This window comes from Delftia sp. DS1230 (genome assembly GCF_040112715.1).
Lineage (GTDB): Bacteria > Pseudomonadota > Gammaproteobacteria > Burkholderiales > Burkholderiaceae_C > Comamonas > Comamonas tsuruhatensis.
This window is the reverse complement of the sequence record NZ_CP157763.1, coordinates 1-17,271: the sequence shown is the minus strand read 5'-3', so window position 1 is coordinate 17,271 and position 17,271 is coordinate 1. Positions and strand designations below refer to the sequence as shown.

Genomic DNA, 17,271 nt, shown 5'->3' with positions numbered 1-17,271 from the left:
CCTCACGCCGTTTCGATGACGGCCAGCGCTTGGCCAGGATCGACGGGTTCGCCGTTCTCCACGGCAAAGCCCCGCAGCCGTCCGGCCACGTCGGCCGTGACTTCGCTGAACTGCTTCATCACCTCCACCAGGCCGATCACATCGCCCACGGCCACGGTGTCGCCTTCGGCCTTGAATGGCGGCGCGTCAGGCGCCGAACGGCGGTAGAAAGTGCCCGGCAGCGGGCTGAGGACTTCATGGGTAGCGGGCATCGATGCACTCCTGGAAAGCGGGAACAGGAACGAAAGCGGGAAGAACGGAAAACTCAAGGCCGCGCCGGCGCAGCCGCACCGGCAAAACCTGCAACTTCGATGCCGTGCTCGGCCAGTGCGCGGCGCGTGGCCTGTACGAGCGCCAGCGCGCCGGGCGTGTCGCTGTGGATGCACACCGAGTCGAAGCCGATCGCCACGTCCTGGCCTTCGACCGTGCGCACCACGCCTTCGGTGCAGGCGCGCAGCACCTTGGCGGCCACGGCCTCGGGGTCGAGCGCGCCGACGCGGCGGGTGAAGACGATGGAGCCGCTCAGGTCGTAGTCGCGGTCGGCATAGAACTCGCGCGCCACGGGCTGGCCCAATTCGCACGCCACCTGGAAGGTGACGGACGATTCCATGCAGAACAGGCGCAGCGTCGGTTCGATCTGCTGCAGGGCCGTGACGAGTGCACGCGACAGCGCCTCGTCGCGTGCCGCATGCATGTAGAGCGCGCCGTGCGGCTTGATGTGCTGCAGCGTCATGCCGGCCAGCCGCGCGAATTCGCGCAGCGCGCCGAGCTGGTAGACCATGTCGTTCACCAGCTCGTCGGCCGGTGCATTGATATGGCGGCGCCCGAAGCCCACGAGGTCGCGAAAGCCCGGGTGCGCGCCGATGCCCACGCCGTTTTCCCGGGCCAACAACACCGTCTTGCGCATGATGTTCGGATCACCCGCATGAAAGCCTGTGGCGATATTGGCCGAGCTGATCAACGGCATCAATTCCTGGTCCACACCATCGCCGATGGCCCATGGACCGAAGCTTTCGCCCATGTCGGAGTTCAGATCAATCAGCGTCTTCTTCACGTTTTTGCCTTGTGTTGTTGGCACGGCCAGATGGCAGCAATGCGGGACAAGGTGAAGATTAGTGAGCTGAAAATCGGCTGAAAAGCATTATTTACAGGCGATGCGATATCTGAAAAACAGATACGCCGACTGCCTGCAATGAACGCTACCCTGCAGATCAGTGAATCCTCGGTATCGGATTTGCGCGCGCTGGCATGTAATTTTTGAGAGATAAGTAAATACCCCAGGAAGACCGCACCATGTCTCTGACCCTTCGCCAGCTCAAGTACTTCACGGCGGTGGCCGAAGTGGGGCGCATCTCACATGCGGCACTTCAACTCAACATCTCGCAATCGGCGGTGACCACGGCAGTCCGGGAGCTGGAGGAAATGCTGGGGCAGCAGCTGTTTGAGCGACAGCCTCATGGCGTGGAACTGACCCGGGCCGGACGGCGTTTTCTGAGCCATGCCTATGCCGTGCTCTCTGCTGCCGACGAGGCGATCCGCATGCCGCATGAGGGAGTGAATGTCGAGGGGACGCTGACCATTGCCGCCACCTACACGGTGCTCGGCTACTTCTTGCCCCATCACCTTCAGCGTTTCGAGCAATTGCATCCGCAGATCAAGGTCAAGGTGCACGAAGTAGTGCGTGAAGCCATTGAGGAGGGACTGATCACGCAGCAATACGACATGGGAGTACTGCTCACGTCCAATGTGGTGCTGCGCGAGCTGTCGCTCGAGACATTCTTTGGCTCGCAACGCCGACTGTGGGTGCCGGCCAAGCATGCGCTGCTCGAAAAGGCGGAAGTCACGCTGGCCGATGTGGCGGCCGAGCCCTACATCCTGCTCACCGTGGACGAGGCTGCGGGCACTGCAATGAAATATTGGAGCAAGACGCCGTACCAACCTCAGATCAGGCTGCGCACGAGCTCTGTAGAAGCAGTGCGCAGCACCGTGGCGAATGGCCTAGGTGTGACCGTTCTCTCGGATATGGTTTATCGACCTTGGTCGCTGGAGGGAAAGCGCATTGAAACCATCAGTCTGCGCGACGCCGTGCCAACGATGAACATCGGGCTTGGGTGGAAGCAAGGCATCGAATTTTCCCCAGCGATGACGGCGTTTCGCGATTACTTTCGGCAGTTGTTTCTCGAGCCGGTCGTGCATCAAGGCAGAAGGAGGCCCGGCGGTTGATGTCGTTGGTTGGACATGCCCATTTCTGCATTCAGCAAAACGGCTTGCTCCGAATTTCCCGCACATGCGAATGCATCAATTGAGGCATCACTTCATGGCCTGGGTGAAGAATGCCGGCGATTCTTGGATCGATCGACATTCTCTTTCAGCCGCTGTTTTTCACGCTTGATCTACGGCATGGCCATGGTCTCATCCACGGCCCTGCGTCACCGCTGCGCCGCAGGCGGCAGCCGCCTTGTGGCGCTGACGCTGGACGGCCAGTCGCTGGGTCAGATGATCTCGGCGGGTCTGAGAATTCGGGCGTGCGCGGTTCGCTGTTCGCTGTTCTTGAGCCCTTCCTGAGGGAGCTAGCCCCGCACATGGTTTCGGTCGCGCCCCGGGGCAGTCCTGGTTGGGGGTGCTTTGCCCCAATGCGCCTCTTGTAGACTTGGCCGGCCATTGAAGAATGGCCTTATCTCTTCTGCTGCATGGTGCAAAAGGTCCCCTCATGAGCGATATCCAGCTTTTCCGTCTGCAAGGCGGCACCGCCACCGAATTGGCCGCCACGGCGGTGGCGCTGGAGCGCAATCTGCAGACGCTGATCGAAGGCCAGATGGAAACCTTCCTGGGCGTGCGCTTCCTGGCCACGGAATACGCCACCGGCAAGACGCACCGCGGCCGTATCGACTCGCTGGGGCTGGACGAGAACAACTGCCCCGTCATCATCGAATACAAGCGGCACAGCAACGAGAACGTCATCAACCAGGGGCTGTTCTACCTGGACTGGCTGCTGGACCACAAGGCCGAATTCCGTTGGTTGGTGATGGAAAGGCTGGGTAAGGACGTGGCGGACAGCGTGGAATGGTCGGGCACCCGGCTGCTGTGCATCGCTGCGGATTTCACGCGCTACGACCAGCACGCGGTGCAGCAGATCCCACGCAATATCGAGCTGATCCGCTACAAACGCTTTGGCGAAGACCTGTTGCTGTTGGAGCTGGTGAACACGCAGACGGTGGTCGAACCAGCCACGGTGACCGCCAAATCGTCTTCGATAGATGCCAGCCCCATCACCCCCAAGCCGCAAGGCAAAGACAAAAGCTTTGCCGAACAGCTGCAAGGCGCGACTGCGGACATCCAGGCCCTGTATGCCGATGTGCGCTCATTCGTGTTTGCGCTGGGCGACGACGTAACGGAAAAGCAGCTCAAGCTCTATGTCGCCTTCCGCAAGCTCAAGAACTTTGCCAGCGTGGTCATGTACCCCAACAAGATGCTCGTGATGCTGAAACTGGACCCCGACACTGTGACGCTGGAGGAAGGTTTCAGCCGCGACGTGCGGCAGATCGGGCACTGGGGGACGGGGGAGCTGGAGCTGTGCCTGCGCAGCGCGGGGGATCTTGAGCGGGCAAAGGTGTTGCTGGAGCGGGCGTATGTGGAGGGGTGAGGAATAGACCCTTGCAACTGCTCGTCATTAGGTCCTAGATCGTGTCGCCAAACGCTGCCTGTTCGAGCAGCGTGTGCTGCCGCCGCCAGTCCGGCATCTGTTGTGCCACAAGAGCCCAGAAAGCCCGGGTGTGGCTCTTCTCGATCGTATGGCATAACTCGTGCACGACCACATAGTCCTGCACACTGGCTGGCAACTCCATGACGCGTGGGTGAAATTCCAATACGTTTTTCGCACTGCAACTGGCCCACCGGCTTTGGAACAGTCTGATGCGTGCGCCAGCGGCCTGCAAGCCGGACTGGCGTTCCCAGTGGCGGACGCGCGCCAGCAGTTTCTCTTGCGCCCGCTCTCGATAAAACGCTGTCAGCAAGGGCGCCAGCGCATCGGCGCCAATATCTCGGCCCATCGGGTTTTCGATCAGGAAGCGCGAAGCGGTGAAATGGAGCGTGGGATAGAGCAGGCCGGGCGTGTGCTTCACCTCGGTGAAGTAGGTCCGTCCGCAATAGCGCAGACGGCTGCCGGTGACTACCAGCTCTTCGGCCAATGGCTGTTCGACCTGCGCCTGCTTCTCGCGAATCCAGCGCGCACGCTGACGTACCAAGACCTCTTGCTCTTGCCGGGAGACCCTCGGACCGCGCAGCAACACCGGCTGGCCACGCTCGACAGTCACGTAGTGACGCTTGAGCGTGGCGTCTGCCTTGAAGCGCCATTCAATGGTCGTCTGTCCGTATTGCAGCTGAGGCATGGCGCTCAGTTCTTCAAAAGAATGTCCAAGATGCGTCCGGCATGCTCGCGAGCCACTGGGCGTTCCCAGCCAGCGATGGGCGTCAGCAATCTGCGCAGCAGGTCTCGGACCTCGGGATGCAGATCAAGCATCTGCTTCCAGTTGCTGGCAGCCAGGGTATGGCTCAGTTCCTGGTCTTCAAACAGCTTGGCAGTTGCAGCTCGGGCGGTCTCATTGCCCAGTAGCGCTGCCAAGTAGTGGTAGGTGGCCGCCTCTGCCGGCTTGTCAAAACCGGTCGTCTTGTCCTTGTCCATCACCCGCTGCCCGAACAGCTCCAACTGTTCCAGGAATTGTGCCTGGCTGATGCGTCCTGCCTTCTCTTCTTCCAGCAGCTTCTCCAGTTCCTCTGCCAGCTTGTCGAAGAAGGCCGGGTCCTTGTCACGTCCGGTGGCAATGGTGTGCTTGAGCTGGTTCTTCATCACCAGCGCCTGGCTGCCAGGGCTGGCCAGATGCTTCAGCCGCGCCATGTCGCTGGCATCCAGAATGGAGACTTCGCGCCCCAGCAGGCTTCTGGCCGGGCTGGCGGCGATGTACTCGTCCAGCAGGCGCTGCAGCAAGGCGGATTCCAACTGGGTAATGCGCTCGCGGTAAGTGGCATCGGGCAACTTGTCGCGCAGCATCAGCCGGATCTCTCCGAACAGTGTGAAGTAGGGCTTGAAGGGCACGCCACGCACATCGGGCAGGATGATGTCGATGCTGCGATTGAACTGCTTCACCAGTTCCAGGAAGTCCTCGACGGCATCCAGCCGGTAGGCCGGATCGAGAAAGCTCTCTGCATCGTCCTTGTAGCCCTCGCGTTGGGTCACGGGGTCATGCTTTTTGGGCAGCAGCTTGAGGATGCGCTCCAGTGTGCTCTGCAGCTTGGGCAGTTCGCTCTCCACGCCTTGCCAGACCTGTGAGGGCTGTACTTCGCCACCGTAGATCTTCAATGCATGATCCAGGTGGTCCACCACACCGTGGTAGTCCACGATATAGCCGGCGTTCTTGCCCGTCAGCGTGCGGTTCACGCGTGCAATGGCCTGCAGCAGCGTGTGCTCCTTCAGTGGCTTGTCGAGATACATGGTGCTGACGATGGGGGCGTCCCAACCTGTCAGCAGCATGTCGGAGACGATGATGAGGCCCACATTGTTCGCATGTGCCTGGCCGTCGTACCCCTTGCGCTCGTCACCATAGGGCAGCGGAAAGAGCTTGCCGACGAATGTGCTGATCTGCTCCGACGGCATGGCGACCGGTTCCTTGCCGTTCTTGAGCTCGTCTCGCACCCGCTCTTCGATGCTCTGGACCTTGGCTATTTCGAGTTTGTATGTCGCAGCAGCCTCTTCGACGGTCGCCCCTGTGCGCGCGCCGGTGATGCCGGCCAGTGAAATCACTACCTTGCTCTGGAAGGTGGGAAGACCCTGCTCGGCACGTTGTGCCATCAGGCTGTCGAGCAAGTCCTTGTAGCGCACGGCCATGTCGCGGCCGTCGCAGACCAGCATGGCCTTCAGCCCTTTGGCTTGCACATGGGTCACGAAGTGCTCCACCAGATGCGCCGCCACTTGCTGCATGCGGTTTCCCGCCTTGCGCCATTGGGCAAGCAGCGCTTGCTTCAGAGCCTGCTGACGCGCCTCGGACTCCTTGGCGAACTGTGCGTCGAAGGCCGCGTCAAGCCCCGCATCGGCAGCCAGCTTGACCCAGGCGTCCTGGTACTTGATGGGCAACGTGGCACCGTCGGCCACAGCCTCGTGCAGCCGGTATTCATCGATGTAGGCGTCGCCCCCGAACTCCGCCAGCGTGTGCTTGTCATCGTTCAGCAGCGGTGTGCCGGTGAAGGCAATGAATTTTGCGTGGGGCAGGCTGGCCCGCATGAAGGCGGCCAGAAAGTCGTACTGGCTGCGATGGGCCTCGTCCACAAGCACATAGCAGTTGGATTTGGCGCTCAGTACCCGGAAGTTCACCGGTTCGCGGCTGATTTCCTGCCACTTGGCCGCAAGTGCAACGCCATCTTCATCGTGCTGGCCGAAGTGCTCGTTGAACTCCTGCACCATGAAGAAGTCCTTGCCTTCGCGTATGCGCCTGTGCCGCGTGGCTTTGTTCAACTCGTCTTCGTCGTCTGCGCCATGGGTGGTGGCCAACTGCTCCGGCGAATGCGGCTCATCGTTCTCCTGGAACTTTTGCACGGTGCTGGTGAAGACGCTGCCATAGTCATTGCCCAGCATCCGCACCAGGCCTGCCACCGAGATGGCCTGAATGGCCTTGATGCCTACGGCGTGAAAGGTATCGAAGATCTGCTTGTCCAGGTCTTTGCGGTCCGTCAGCACCAGCACCGTGGGGTTGGCCAGGCCTGTGCTGTCGGCGCGCAGCATGCGGGCCAGCAAGGCCATGGTGAGCGACTTGCCGCTGCCCTGGGTGTGCCAGATCACGCCTCCCATGGGTGTTGCCGCCGTCAGGCGCGCAAGCGTCTTGCGGACGGCACGCCACTGCTGGTAGCGCGGCAATTTCTTGACGGTCTTGCCATCACGTGCCTCGAACAGCACGAAGTGGGTGACCAGTTCCAGAAAGCGTCGAGGCTCGAATAGTGCCCACAGCAGTTGCTCCTGTTGGCTCGGCTCGCTGTCCAATAGTTCCCTCACCGTACCCAGTTCGTCTTCCTGCAGGCGGTAGCGTGCGTAGAAGGCCGGTTTGGTGAGGATTGCGCCATACAGGCCCTGGCGCCGGTTCAATGCCACACAGACTTGGTTGAACACGAACTGCGGCGCAAAGCTGCGCTGATAGCCATCCAGCTGGCCAAGCGCCTCGTCCAGGCGGTGGTGGCTGGCCTTGCATTCGATGATGGCCAGCGGCAGGCCGTTGACGAACAGCAGCAGGTCGGGGCGGAACAGGTCGCCGTCGGCATTGCGGCCCACGTACTGGTCCACCACATGGAAGTCGTTGCGGCTGGCTTCGGCTGCGTCCAGAAAGCGCACGCTGCGCGGCAGGCCCGCCAGGTCTTTCACCTGGATGTCCGAGCGGTGCAGCACCTGCTGCCATACGGCCTGGTTGGCCGCCAGCAGCGCGTCGTGGGTGCGCTTGCGCAGCTCGATCAGCGCCGCATCCACCCCGCTGGGCGCTTCGGCCAGCCAGGGGTTCAGGGCCAGCAGCCGCGCGCGCAGCACGTCTTCCAGTACCGGGGCCAAGTGGCGGTGCTCCACCTTCACTGCGGCACCGGGCAAATGGGTGTAGCCCAGTCGCACGAGCCATTCCAGGGCCGGAGTTTCCACTCCGGTTTTCTCGGGGGACTGGCTCATGGATGTACTCCCAGGATCTGGGTTTGCAGCGTGTGGTTCATTGGGTTATTCCTCCCGGCGGCTACGGTAGCAAACCACTGTGCCTGTTGAGGGGCCGGCGCCTTGGGCGGGCGTCGGTGTCTTCTTCATCACCTCGAACTGTCGGCTTTCATGCAGCACCTGCCGCCAGCTACTGCAACCGTAGCGTTTGGGCATCTGGTCCGGATGCTGCCGGGCGATCCAGGCGATGGCAGCGTTCAGCACGATCCAGTTCTCCTTGCCACCCGATGCAACGAGTGCCTGTTCCGCCTCGCGCAGGCTGGCCACGATGCCGCTTGCGGGCCAATGCACTTGACCGTCAGGTGTGATTGCGCCGAATAGCAGGTCTTTAAAGGCGCCACCGTCCATGAATGACGCCATCAGGGTCCGCGCATGGTCCATCTGCTCGGTCCAGTTGCGTAGCGTCTGGTAGTGCCTGTCGATGGTCGCCCGGCTGGCATCCAGGTAGGCCACGGCGGCTTCGCATCGGTCGAGCTGGCCCAGGTCGAAGCGCTCCAGCAGGTGGTGCACCAGCTCATTGCGCAGGTCCACCAACTCCTTGAGCTCGACCTTGATCGCCTCATGGCACTCGGCGCTCATCACCATGCGTTGCTGGTAGCTGACCCAGAGCCTGTCGCCGGGGGAATTGTCCGTCTCCTGCTCCGATGCGGCCGCGTTTTCCTCCGTATGCAGATACGTCCCCGTAAAGAGGCCTACCAGCCCGCCCAGGGTCGTCTTCTGGACACTTGCCACCCGGGCGTCTCGCGCGGCCTGGAGCTGGACCGGCTCCCCTTCCAGGTTCATGCCGACCACCATAGCCTTCAGCAGCTGCTCGTACTGCTGCAGGCGCAGCAGGCAGCCGCCCAGCTTGTGCTGTGTGGCGCGCTGCAGCTCGGCTAGGCAAGTGCTGTTGGCGTTTGGCGTGACTGCGGCATCCATGGGATCAGGTGGCTGTCTCGGTGCCGATCTTGACGCGCCATTCGCCGGTCAGGAGCTTTTGCATGAGGCCGCGCTTGAGGCTCTGGTAGTGCCGATCCTTTTCTTCCAATGCCTCAATCTTGGACGTGATCGCACCAAGCAACTCAGCAATGTGGAGCTGCTCTTCCAAGGGAACCAGCGGCATGAATATGTTCAGCAACGAAGCCTTAGAGATGTTCTTCATGCTTCCGCTGGTTCCGGTGGCAGCCTTTCGAACTTCTTGCCTAACTCCCGGGCTTTGAAGGTAGAACGCTAGCCAGCGCGCCGAATGGGCGCTGTCGGTTGGCCGAGTCTGCCAAAGCTTGTCTGGTAGGAATAGCTCCGGGTGAGAATTCACTACGTAGGCAGATTCGCCGACGAGTGCTGGAGTGTTGGCCCGGCTGATGATGATGCAACCTTCTTGTACCGGTTCAGCCACTCGATCAAGTTCCATGGGAACGACGGTCTTGTGATTCGACGGAAAAAATCTGCCGTCTTGAACTGAGCTGACCTTGAGCACGCCTATCTCGCCCGGGCGGCAGACCCGGTCTTCCGCGTTCACGCTAACGCCTGAGCGAAGCTCGGCGATGTAGGCGCCTAGCGTTGCTGCTCCCCAAGCCCGGGGGAGTTCTCGCCCATCAATATGGTGGAGGTGCGTGTGGGGTGCCCATGTGCCGTTCGAGCCTTTGGTGCCGACACCCCGGCTGAATAGTGTCTGCATCAGGCCCTGCTTAAGGGTCTGGGTGGCTTCAATCTGGCGCGCAATCACGTCCAGCTTGTCGTCCACAGCCGTCAGGATGGCGGCGATCCTTGTCTGCTCAGCCAGTGGTGTTCGCGGCACGGGCAATGACAGGACCGTCTCCTTGGAGATGTTCTTCATGCTGTTGCTCGTGCCTGTCGCCGCCGCCACAATGAGCGCCCTCACCGCGGGATGCTGCAACCAGTAGGACAGCCAGCGCTGTGAATGTGGCTCGTTCGACGGCTCCGTCTGCCAAAGGCGATCCGGCAGGAACAGATGCGGGGCGTCTTCTTCGACATACCCTGACTCTCCGACGAGTGCGGGCGTATTCATGCGGCTAAGGATGATTCGGTCAGCACGGACACTTGTCGCGACGCGCCCACGGTCCGCGGGGACTACGACCTTGTGCTGTTCAGGAAAGAACTTGCCTCGGAGCACCGCACCGGACTTCAGCACGCCGACTTCATCCCCTGCGCAGCCACCCTCAGTCTCAACCGCATTGACGCTCACACCAGCATTCAGCTCAGCAACGAAATCCCCAACCACTCCCAGTTTCCAGTCCGAGGCGATCAAGCGCCGCAGGCTGTTCTGAAGGAAATGGTGAGTTGCCTGTGTCATATACGCTCCCCGAACAAACCCAGCTCTGACAGGTAACCGTTCATACGTGCATCAATCTGCGCCTCTTCTTCGGCCAGTGCCGCCAGTTCCGCCAAAGTTGCCGTCACATTGACGGTTTCCTCGGTCTCCCCTTTATCGATGTACCGCGCAATGTTGAGGTTGCCGTTATTGCCGCGAATCTCGTCCAGCGTGACCAAGCGGCAGTAGTTCTCCACCTCGGCCTGCCGCTCGAAGGCGGTTTTATGGATGCGGGCGATGCGCTCGATATCCTCGGTGCGAAGGCTGTTCTGGGCCTTGCCTTCGAGATACTCATGGCTGGCGTCGATGATGATGACCTTATCTTTGAGCGCGACGGGCTTGCGCTTGTTCAGCACAAGCACACAGGCCGGGATGCCGGTGTTGTAGAACAGCGCGGACGGCAAGCCGACGATGGCCTCGATCAGGTCGCCCGGTTGGCCTCCACTGGCGGCATCGGTGCCGAACAGCAGGCCCTCGCGAATCTTGCCCTCTTCGCCGCTGCGGAACAGCACGCCGTGCGGCAGGATGATGCCCATTCGGCCATCGGCCTTCAGGCTGGCCAGCATGTGCTGGGCGAAGGCCAGGTCGGCATAGCCACGTGGCGGCACGCCGTAGGTGAAGCGGCCGAAGGGGTCGCTGACCTCCTTGTAATTGGGCGACTTGGGTTTTTTCTTGGGATCCTTGTCTTCGCTCTCTTTTTTGGCTTCGCTCTCCAGCTCCAGCGGCGTCCACCAGGCCTTGGCCGAGAACGGCGGATTGGCAATGACGCGGTCGAAGGTCTTGAGGTAGCCGTTGTCCAGGTGCTTGGGCTCCACCAGAGTGTCGCCACGCTCGATTTCGGCCCGCATGTTGTGCAGGTAGAGGTTGAGCTTGGCGATGGCCCAGGTGCCCAGGTTCTTTTCCTGGCCGTAGAGCAGGGCGTTGGGGCGGTCGCCGATCAGCGTGCCGCCGGGCAGCTTGGCGATGTGGTGTGCGCTCTCCACCAGCATGCCGCCGCTTCCGCAGGTAGGGTCGTACACGCTGTGGCCGGGTTGCGGGTCGATGAGCTCCACCACCAGCTGCACCACGGCCTTGGGCGTGTAGAACTCGCCGCCCTTCTTGCCGGCATCGTCGGCAAACTGCTTGATGAGGTACTCGTAGGCATCGCCCAGCATGTCGGCCTTGTAGAGGTCGGCATTGCCCAGCTTGTACTGGTTGAAATGGCGCAGCAGGCGCTGCAGCGTGGCATCGGACAACACGCGCTTGTCGCCGTACTGCGTGGCGGTCAGCACGTATTGCAGTTCGGTGTTGTATTGCTCGATGTCCGAGAAGGCCTTGTCCAGCGCCTCGCCGATGTTCTCGGTACGGGCGATCAGGCTGGGCCAGCGCGCGTTCTTGGGGAACGATCCCCACTTGTCCTGGACCTCAAGCACGGCATCCACCTCGCTCAGGAGCTCCACTTGCTGGAGATGTCGCACACGCTCTTCAAATACATCGTTGAAGCGCTTGAGGAACAGCAGGCCGAAGATGTAGTTCTTGAAGTCCGAGGAGTCGATGGAGCCGCGCAGAATGTTGGCGGACTCCCAGAGCCAGGATTCGAGGGTTTCTAGGGTTAGCTGGTTGGCCATGTCTCTGTGTATTACCGGTGCAAGAGGCGCGAAGCTGGCTAGTAGCGCCTCGGATGGAAAGCAATGGAGGTTGCCAATTAATGGCAAAAGACCCATAAGTTTCCCAACTTATGGGTCTCAAATTTTCACGTAATGTGTCGCCTTATAGGCGGCCTACACGTCGATATTGCCCGCCCGCAGCGCATTCGTCTCGATGAAGTCCCGGCGCGGCTCCACCTCGTCGCCCATGAGCATGGTGAACACGCGGTCGGCCTCGATGGCGTCGCCGATCTGCACCTGCAGCAGGCTGCGGACGGTGGGGTCCATGGTGGTTTCCCACAGCTGCTCGGGGTTCATTTCGCCCAGGCCCTTGTAGCGCTGGCGGGCCGTGGTGCGTTCGGCCTCGTGCAGCAGCCATTGCATGGCCTGGCGGAAGTCGGTGGCCTTGTCGCTCTTGGCCTTCTCGCCTTCGCCGCGCGTGACCTTGGCGCCTTCGCCCAGCAGGCCGTTGAAGTTCTGGGCTTCGTCAGCCAGCGCGGCGTAGTCGTGGCTGCGCACGAACTCCTGGGTGAGGATGGAGCTCTTGATGTTGCCGTGGTGGTGGCGGCTGATGCGCAGCACGGGCTTTTCGGAGACCGGATCGATTTCGGCCGTGACCTCGGCGGGCACGCCTGTGGTGGTCAACTCGCGCAGCTTGGCCTCCAGGATGGGGGCGCAGGCCTGTGCCGCCTCGATGCTGTCCAGCGTGATCTGCACGCCGTCGGCGATGGCGCGCAGGGCCTCGGCATCCATGAAGTTGGACAGGCGGTCGATGACGGTCTCGGCGGCCAGGTGCATGTTGGCCAGCTTGGCCAGTTCCTCGCCGTCCAGCGTGCGCGGGTTGGCGCCGCCGGTGCTGACGCTGGCGTTCATCAGCGCGATGCGCAGCAGGTACTGGTTGAGCGCGGGGCCGTCCTTGATGTACAGCTCTTCCTTGCCGTTCTTGACCTTGTACAGCGGCGGCTGGGCGATGTAGATGTGGCCGCGCTCGACCAGGTCCGGCATCTGGCGGTAGAAGAAGGTCAGCAGCAGGGTGCGGATGTGGGCGCCGTCCACGTCCGCGTCGGTCATGATGATGATGCGGTGGTAGCGCAGCTTGTTGGGGTCGAAGTCGTCGCTGCCGCTCTTGCCCGATTCGGCCGTGGCCTTGCCGATGCCGGTGCCCAGGGCCGTGATCAGGGTGACGATTTCGTTGCTGGACAGCAGCTTCTCGTAGCGGGCCTTTTCCACGTTCAGGATCTTGCCGCGCAGCGGCAGGATGGCCTGGAACTTGCGGTCGCGACCTTGCTTGGCGGAGCCGCCGGCGGAGTCACCCTCGACGATGTAGATCTCGCACAGCGCCGGGTCCTTTTCCTGGCAGTCGGCCAGCTTGCCGGGCAGGCCCATGCCGTCGAGCACGCCCTTGCGGCGCGTCATCTCGCGGGCCTTGCGCGCGGCCTCGCGGGCACGCGCGGCATCGACGATCTTGCTGCACAGGATCTTGGCGTCGTTGGGCTTTTCTTCCAGGTAGTCGGTCAGCGCCTTGGCGACGATGTCCTCCACGGGCGCGCGCACTTCGCTGGAGACCAGCTTGTCCTTGGTCTGGCTGCTGAACTTGGGCTCGGGCACCTTCACGGACAGCACGCAGCACAGGCCTTCGCGCATGTCGTCGCCGCTGACCTCGACCTTGGCCTTCTTGGCCAGTTCGTTCTGCTCGATGTACTTGCCGATCACGCGCGTCATGGCGGCGCGCAGGCCCGTCAGGTGGGTGCCGCCGTCGCGCTGCGGGATGTTGTTGGTGAAGCACAGCACCTGCTCGGCGTAGCTGTCGTTCCACTGCATGGCGACTTCGACGCCGATCTCGGTGCCGGGGATGCCGCCGTAGCTTTCCGCAGGACGCGTGCCGTTGGCGTGGAAGGCGGTGGGGTGCAACACCTTCTTGTTGGCGTTGATGAACTGCACGAAGCCCATGACGCCGCCGGCGCCGGAGAAGTCGTCCTCGCGGCCGTCGCGCTCGTCCTTGAGGCGGATGCGCACGCCGTTGTTCAGGAAGGACAGTTCGCGCAGGCGCTTGGCCAGGATCTCGTAGCGGAACTCATGGTTCTGCGTGAAGATTTCCGTGTCGGGCAGGAAGTGGACCTTGGTGCCGCGCTTGTCGCTCTTGCCGACCACGCGCATGGGCGAGACCTCGACGCCGTCCACGATCTCGATGGGGCGGTTCTGCACCTGGCCGCGCGAGAAGTCGATCTCGTAGACTTCGCCGTCGCGGCGCACGCTGAGCTTGAGCCAGATGGACAGTGCGTTCACGCAGGACACGCCCACGCCGTGCAGGCCGCCCGAGACCTTGTAGCTGTTCTGGTTGAACTTGCCGCCCGCGTGCAGTTCGGTGAGGGCGATTTCGGCCGCCGAGCGCTTGGGCTCGTGCTTGTCGTCCATCTTCACGCGCGTGGGGATGCCGCGGCCGTTGTCGATGACGGACAGGGAGCCATCGGCATGGATGGTGACCAGGATGTCGTCGCAGTAGCCGGCCAGGGCTTCGTCGATGGAGTTGTCCACCACTTCGAAGACCAGGTGGTGCAGGCCCGTGCCATCGGAGGTGTCGCCGATGTACATGCCGGGGCGCTTGCGCACGGCCTCCAGGCCTTCGAGGATCTGGATCGCGCCTTCGCCATAGCCGCTGGAGTCTGAGCCTTCGGGGGCAATGGTCTGGTTTTCTGGCTTGTTCTCGTCGGTCATGGAAGGCCCTGGGGTAGTTCCGTCGGAAGCTGTCGCTTCGCTTGAAAATGTTCGATTCGGCCGCTGGCGCGGTGCGTAGGGACGCGCGCTGCGGGCTACGAGTCGGATAGGGTGGTTGCGCGCCTTGCACCGGCTTGTGCCACCGGGCGGCGGGTGCAGGGGCTGCGCAATGTGTCAGGCATCGGGTAGGTGTGGCGCGCGCTCAGATGCGCATCGGCATCACGACGTACTTGAAGCTGTCGTTCTCGGGGATGGTCAGCAGCGCCGAGCTGTTGCCGTCCTGCAGGTCGATCCTGATCATGTCCTGGCCCATGTTGGACAGGGCGTCGATCAGGTAGGTGACGTTGAAGCCGATCTCGATGGTGTCGCCACCGTAGTCGATGTCCAGCTCGTCCATGGCCTCTTCCTGCTCGGCGTTGTTGGAGGCCACGCGCAAGGTGCCGGGCTCCACCGTCAGGCGCACGCCCTTGAACTTGTCGCTGGTCATGATGGCCGTGCGCTGCAGGCTGGCCAGCAGCGGGGCGCGGCCCAGGGTCACGCTGTTGGTGTGGTTGCGCGGGATGACGCGGTTGTAGTCGGGGAACTTGCCCTCGACCAGCTTGGTCACGAACTCCATGCCGCCAAAGGTGAACTTGGCCTGGTTGTTGGCGAACTGCATCTCGATGTGGGGCTGGTTCTCGCCGCCGGCATCCGACAGCAGGCGCTGCAGCTCCAGCACGGTCTTGCGCGGCAGGATCACTTCCTGCTTGGGCACTTCCACGTCCAGCTGGCTGCTTGCAAAGGCCAGGCGGTGGCCGTCGGTGGCCACCAGGGACAGCTGCTTGCCCTCGGCCACGAACAGGATGCCGTTGAGGTAGTAGCGGATGTCCTGCACGGCCATGGCGAAGGAGACCTGGCCCAGCAGGTCCTTGAGCACCTTCTGCGGCACGCTGAACGACGGGCCGAAGGCCGCAGCCTCCTGCACCAGCGGGAAATCCTCGGCCGGCAGGGTCTGCAGCGTGAAGCGGCTCTTGCCGCCCTTGAGCACCATCTTGGCCTGCTGGGTCTCCAGGCTCACGGTCTGGTCGCCGGGCATGGTCTTGAGGATGTCGATCAGCTTGCGCGCGCCCACGGTGGTGGTGAAGTCGCCGGTGTCGCCGCCGAGTTCGGCGGTGGTGCGGATCTGGATTTCCAGGTCGCTGGTGGTCAGCTGCAATGCGTTGCCGGTCTTCTTGATCAGCACGTTGGCCAGGATGGGCAGCGTGTGGCGGCGTTCGACGATGCCGGACACCGATTGCAGGACCGCGAGAACTTTGTCTTGTGTGGCTTTCAGGACGATCATGTCAACCTCTGATTTAAGGATGCGGGTCTCGGTGGGAGCGGCGGCTCACACATGAGCCCCCTCTTGCCGCTCGAATCCCCCATTTTGCCGCGTACGCAGGGCCTGAACGGGGGAGTTTTCATCAACCTTTGAGAGTTTGCTCCAGCACGTGCAGCTGCTGGTTCAGCTCGGTCAGCTGCTGGCGTTCGCCGGCGATCTTGCGCACCGCGTGCAGCACGGTGGTGTGGTCGCGTCCGCCGAACAGCTCGCCGATCTCGGGCAGGCTCTTCTGGGTCAATTCCTTGGCCAGGTACATGGCAATCTGGCGCGGCCGGGCAATGCTGGCCGGGCGCTTCTTGCTGTACATGTCGGCCACCTTGATCTTGTAGTAGTCGGCCACCGTCTTCTGGATGTTTTCCACGCTGATCTGGCGGTTCTGGATGGACAGCAGATCACGCAGGGCCTCGCGGGCCAGCTGGATGGAGACTTCCTTCTGGTTGAAGCGCGAATAGGCCAGGATCTTGCGCAGCGCGCCTTCGAGCTCGCGCACGTTGGAGCGCACGTTCTTGGCCACGAAGAAGGCGACTTCCTCGGGCATCTCGGCGTTCTCGGCGCGGGCCTTGTTGATCAGGATGGCCACGCGCATCTCCAGCTCGGGCGGCTCGATGGCCACCGTCAGCCCGGAGTCGAAGCGCGAGACCAGCCGCTCGTGGATGTTGGCCAGACCCTTGGGATAGGTGTCCGAGGTCATCACGATGTGGCTCTTCTTGGCCAGCAGGGCCTCGAAGGCGTTGAAGAACTCCTCCTGCGTGCGGTCCTTGTTGGCGAAGAACTGCACATCGTCGATCAGCAGCAGATCCAGCGAGTGGTAGCGCTCCTTGAATTCGTCAAAAGTGCGGCGCTGGTAGGCCTTGACCACATCCGAGACGAACTGCTCGGCGTGGATGTAGAGAACTTTCGCGTCGGGCTTGTCGGCCAGCAGCTTGTTGCCCACGGCATGCACCAGGTGGGTCTTGCCCAGGCCCACGCCGCCGTAGATGAACAGCGGGTTGTACAGGTGGCCGGGCGAGCCCGCCACATGCATGGCGGCCGAGCGTGCCATGCGGTTGGCCGTGCCTTCCACCAGGGTTTCAAAGGTCAGCGCGGCGTTCAGGCGCGTACGGAAGACCGGCGCTGCCGCGTCTTCGCCAGTGACCGTGGGCACCGAGGTGACAATGGTTTCCGGTGGGGCCGAGCGCTCGCTGGAAGATGGGCGAACATAAGTACGCACAACGCTTTCCCGTTGAGCGAGCGCTAACTCAAGTGTCACCGGCTGGCCATAGAGCGACTCCAGCATGGCCGAGATGCGGCCTGCATATTGGGCGCGGATCCAGTCGAGCTTGAAGCGGTTGGCCACGTAGACGGTGACTTTGGAGAAGTCTTCGGCGACGTGCGCGGTCAGGGGCTTGATCCAGGTGTTGAACTGCTGCTCAGGCATTTCCTGCCCCAGTTGCTCAACGCAGACTTGCCACAGGCCCTGGCCTGCATCGTTCGTAGGTTCCTCTGTCAT

Annotated in this window: 12 protein-coding genes; 2 read left to right on the top strand and 10 right to left on the bottom strand. The window is 62.3% G+C overall.

The annotated features are described in order from the left end of the window. Positions 1–2 precede the first annotated feature (2 nt). On the bottom strand, positions 3–251 hold the full coding sequence (locus AAN986_RS00060) for an acetyl-CoA carboxylase (RefSeq protein ID WP_012201946.1): 249 nt from the start codon (positions 249–251) through the stop codon (positions 3–5). Between the two features lie 53 nt (positions 252–304). Then, on the bottom strand, positions 305–1,093 hold the full coding sequence (locus tag AAN986_RS00055; RefSeq protein WP_047217517.1) for a 5-oxoprolinase subunit PxpA: 789 nt from the start codon (positions 1,091–1,093) through the stop codon (positions 305–307). A gap of 239 nt (positions 1,094–1,332) precedes the next feature. Between AAN986_RS00055 and AAN986_RS00050 the strand changes: the two genes are divergently transcribed. Together AAN986_RS00050 and AAN986_RS00045 are read left to right on the top strand one after the other, a co-directional pair. Next, complete coding sequence (locus tag AAN986_RS00050; protein WP_012201944.1) at positions 1,333–2,262, top strand: LysR family transcriptional regulator; 930 nt, start codon at positions 1,333–1,335, stop codon at positions 2,260–2,262. Between the two features lie 487 nt (positions 2,263–2,749). Further along, the gene (locus AAN986_RS00045; protein ID WP_349335542.1) at positions 2,750–3,682 is read left to right on the top strand and encodes a DUF5655 domain-containing protein; all 933 of its coding nucleotides are present in this window, start codon (positions 2,750–2,752) and stop codon (positions 3,680–3,682) included. A gap of 34 nt (positions 3,683–3,716) precedes the next feature. Here AAN986_RS00045 and AAN986_RS00040 read toward each other — a convergent pair whose 3' ends face one another. The 8 genes from AAN986_RS00040 to dnaA form a co-directional block, all read right to left on the bottom strand. Further along, positions 3,717–4,427, bottom strand: coding sequence for a SprT family zinc-dependent metalloprotease (locus AAN986_RS00040; protein ID WP_047217515.1), 711 nt, complete (start codon positions 4,425–4,427; stop codon positions 3,717–3,719). A gap of 5 nt (positions 4,428–4,432) precedes the next feature. Then, positions 4,433–7,732 carry a type I restriction endonuclease gene (locus tag AAN986_RS00035; protein WP_349335541.1) on the bottom strand — a complete coding sequence of 1,100 codons (3,300 nt, stop codon included), beginning with the start codon at positions 7,730–7,732 and terminating at the stop codon, positions 4,433–4,435. A gap of 45 nt (positions 7,733–7,777) precedes the next feature. After that, positions 7,778–8,689 carry an OST-HTH/LOTUS domain-containing protein gene (locus tag AAN986_RS00030; RefSeq protein WP_047217513.1) on the bottom strand — a complete coding sequence of 304 codons (912 nt, stop codon included), beginning with the start codon at positions 8,687–8,689 and terminating at the stop codon, positions 7,778–7,780. A 4-nt stretch (positions 8,690–8,693) separates the two neighbouring features. Next, positions 8,694–10,064, bottom strand: a complete 1,371-nt coding sequence (locus tag AAN986_RS00025; protein WP_162233970.1) for a restriction endonuclease subunit S — start codon at positions 10,062–10,064, stop codon at positions 8,694–8,696. Next, positions 10,061–11,689 carry a class I SAM-dependent DNA methyltransferase gene (locus AAN986_RS00020; RefSeq protein WP_047217512.1) on the bottom strand — a complete coding sequence of 543 codons (1,629 nt, stop codon included), beginning with the start codon at positions 11,687–11,689 and terminating at the stop codon, positions 10,061–10,063. The genes AAN986_RS00025 and AAN986_RS00020 overlap by 4 nt, the downstream gene beginning before the upstream one ends. A gap of 153 nt (positions 11,690–11,842) precedes the next feature. Further along, entirely contained in the window at positions 11,843–14,422 is a 2,580-nt protein-coding gene (gene gyrB, locus AAN986_RS00015) for a DNA topoisomerase (ATP-hydrolyzing) subunit B (protein ID WP_016447261.1), read from the bottom strand. Positions 14,423–14,624: 202 nt separating this feature from the next. Further along, the gene (dnaN, locus tag AAN986_RS00010) at positions 14,625–15,743 is read right to left on the bottom strand and encodes a DNA polymerase III subunit beta (protein WP_016447260.1); all 1,119 of its coding nucleotides are present in this window, start codon (positions 15,741–15,743) and stop codon (positions 14,625–14,627) included. A 121-nt stretch (positions 15,744–15,864) separates the two neighbouring features. Further along, entirely contained in the window at positions 15,865–17,271 is a 1,407-nt protein-coding gene (dnaA, locus tag AAN986_RS00005; protein WP_016447259.1) for a chromosomal replication initiator protein DnaA, read from the bottom strand.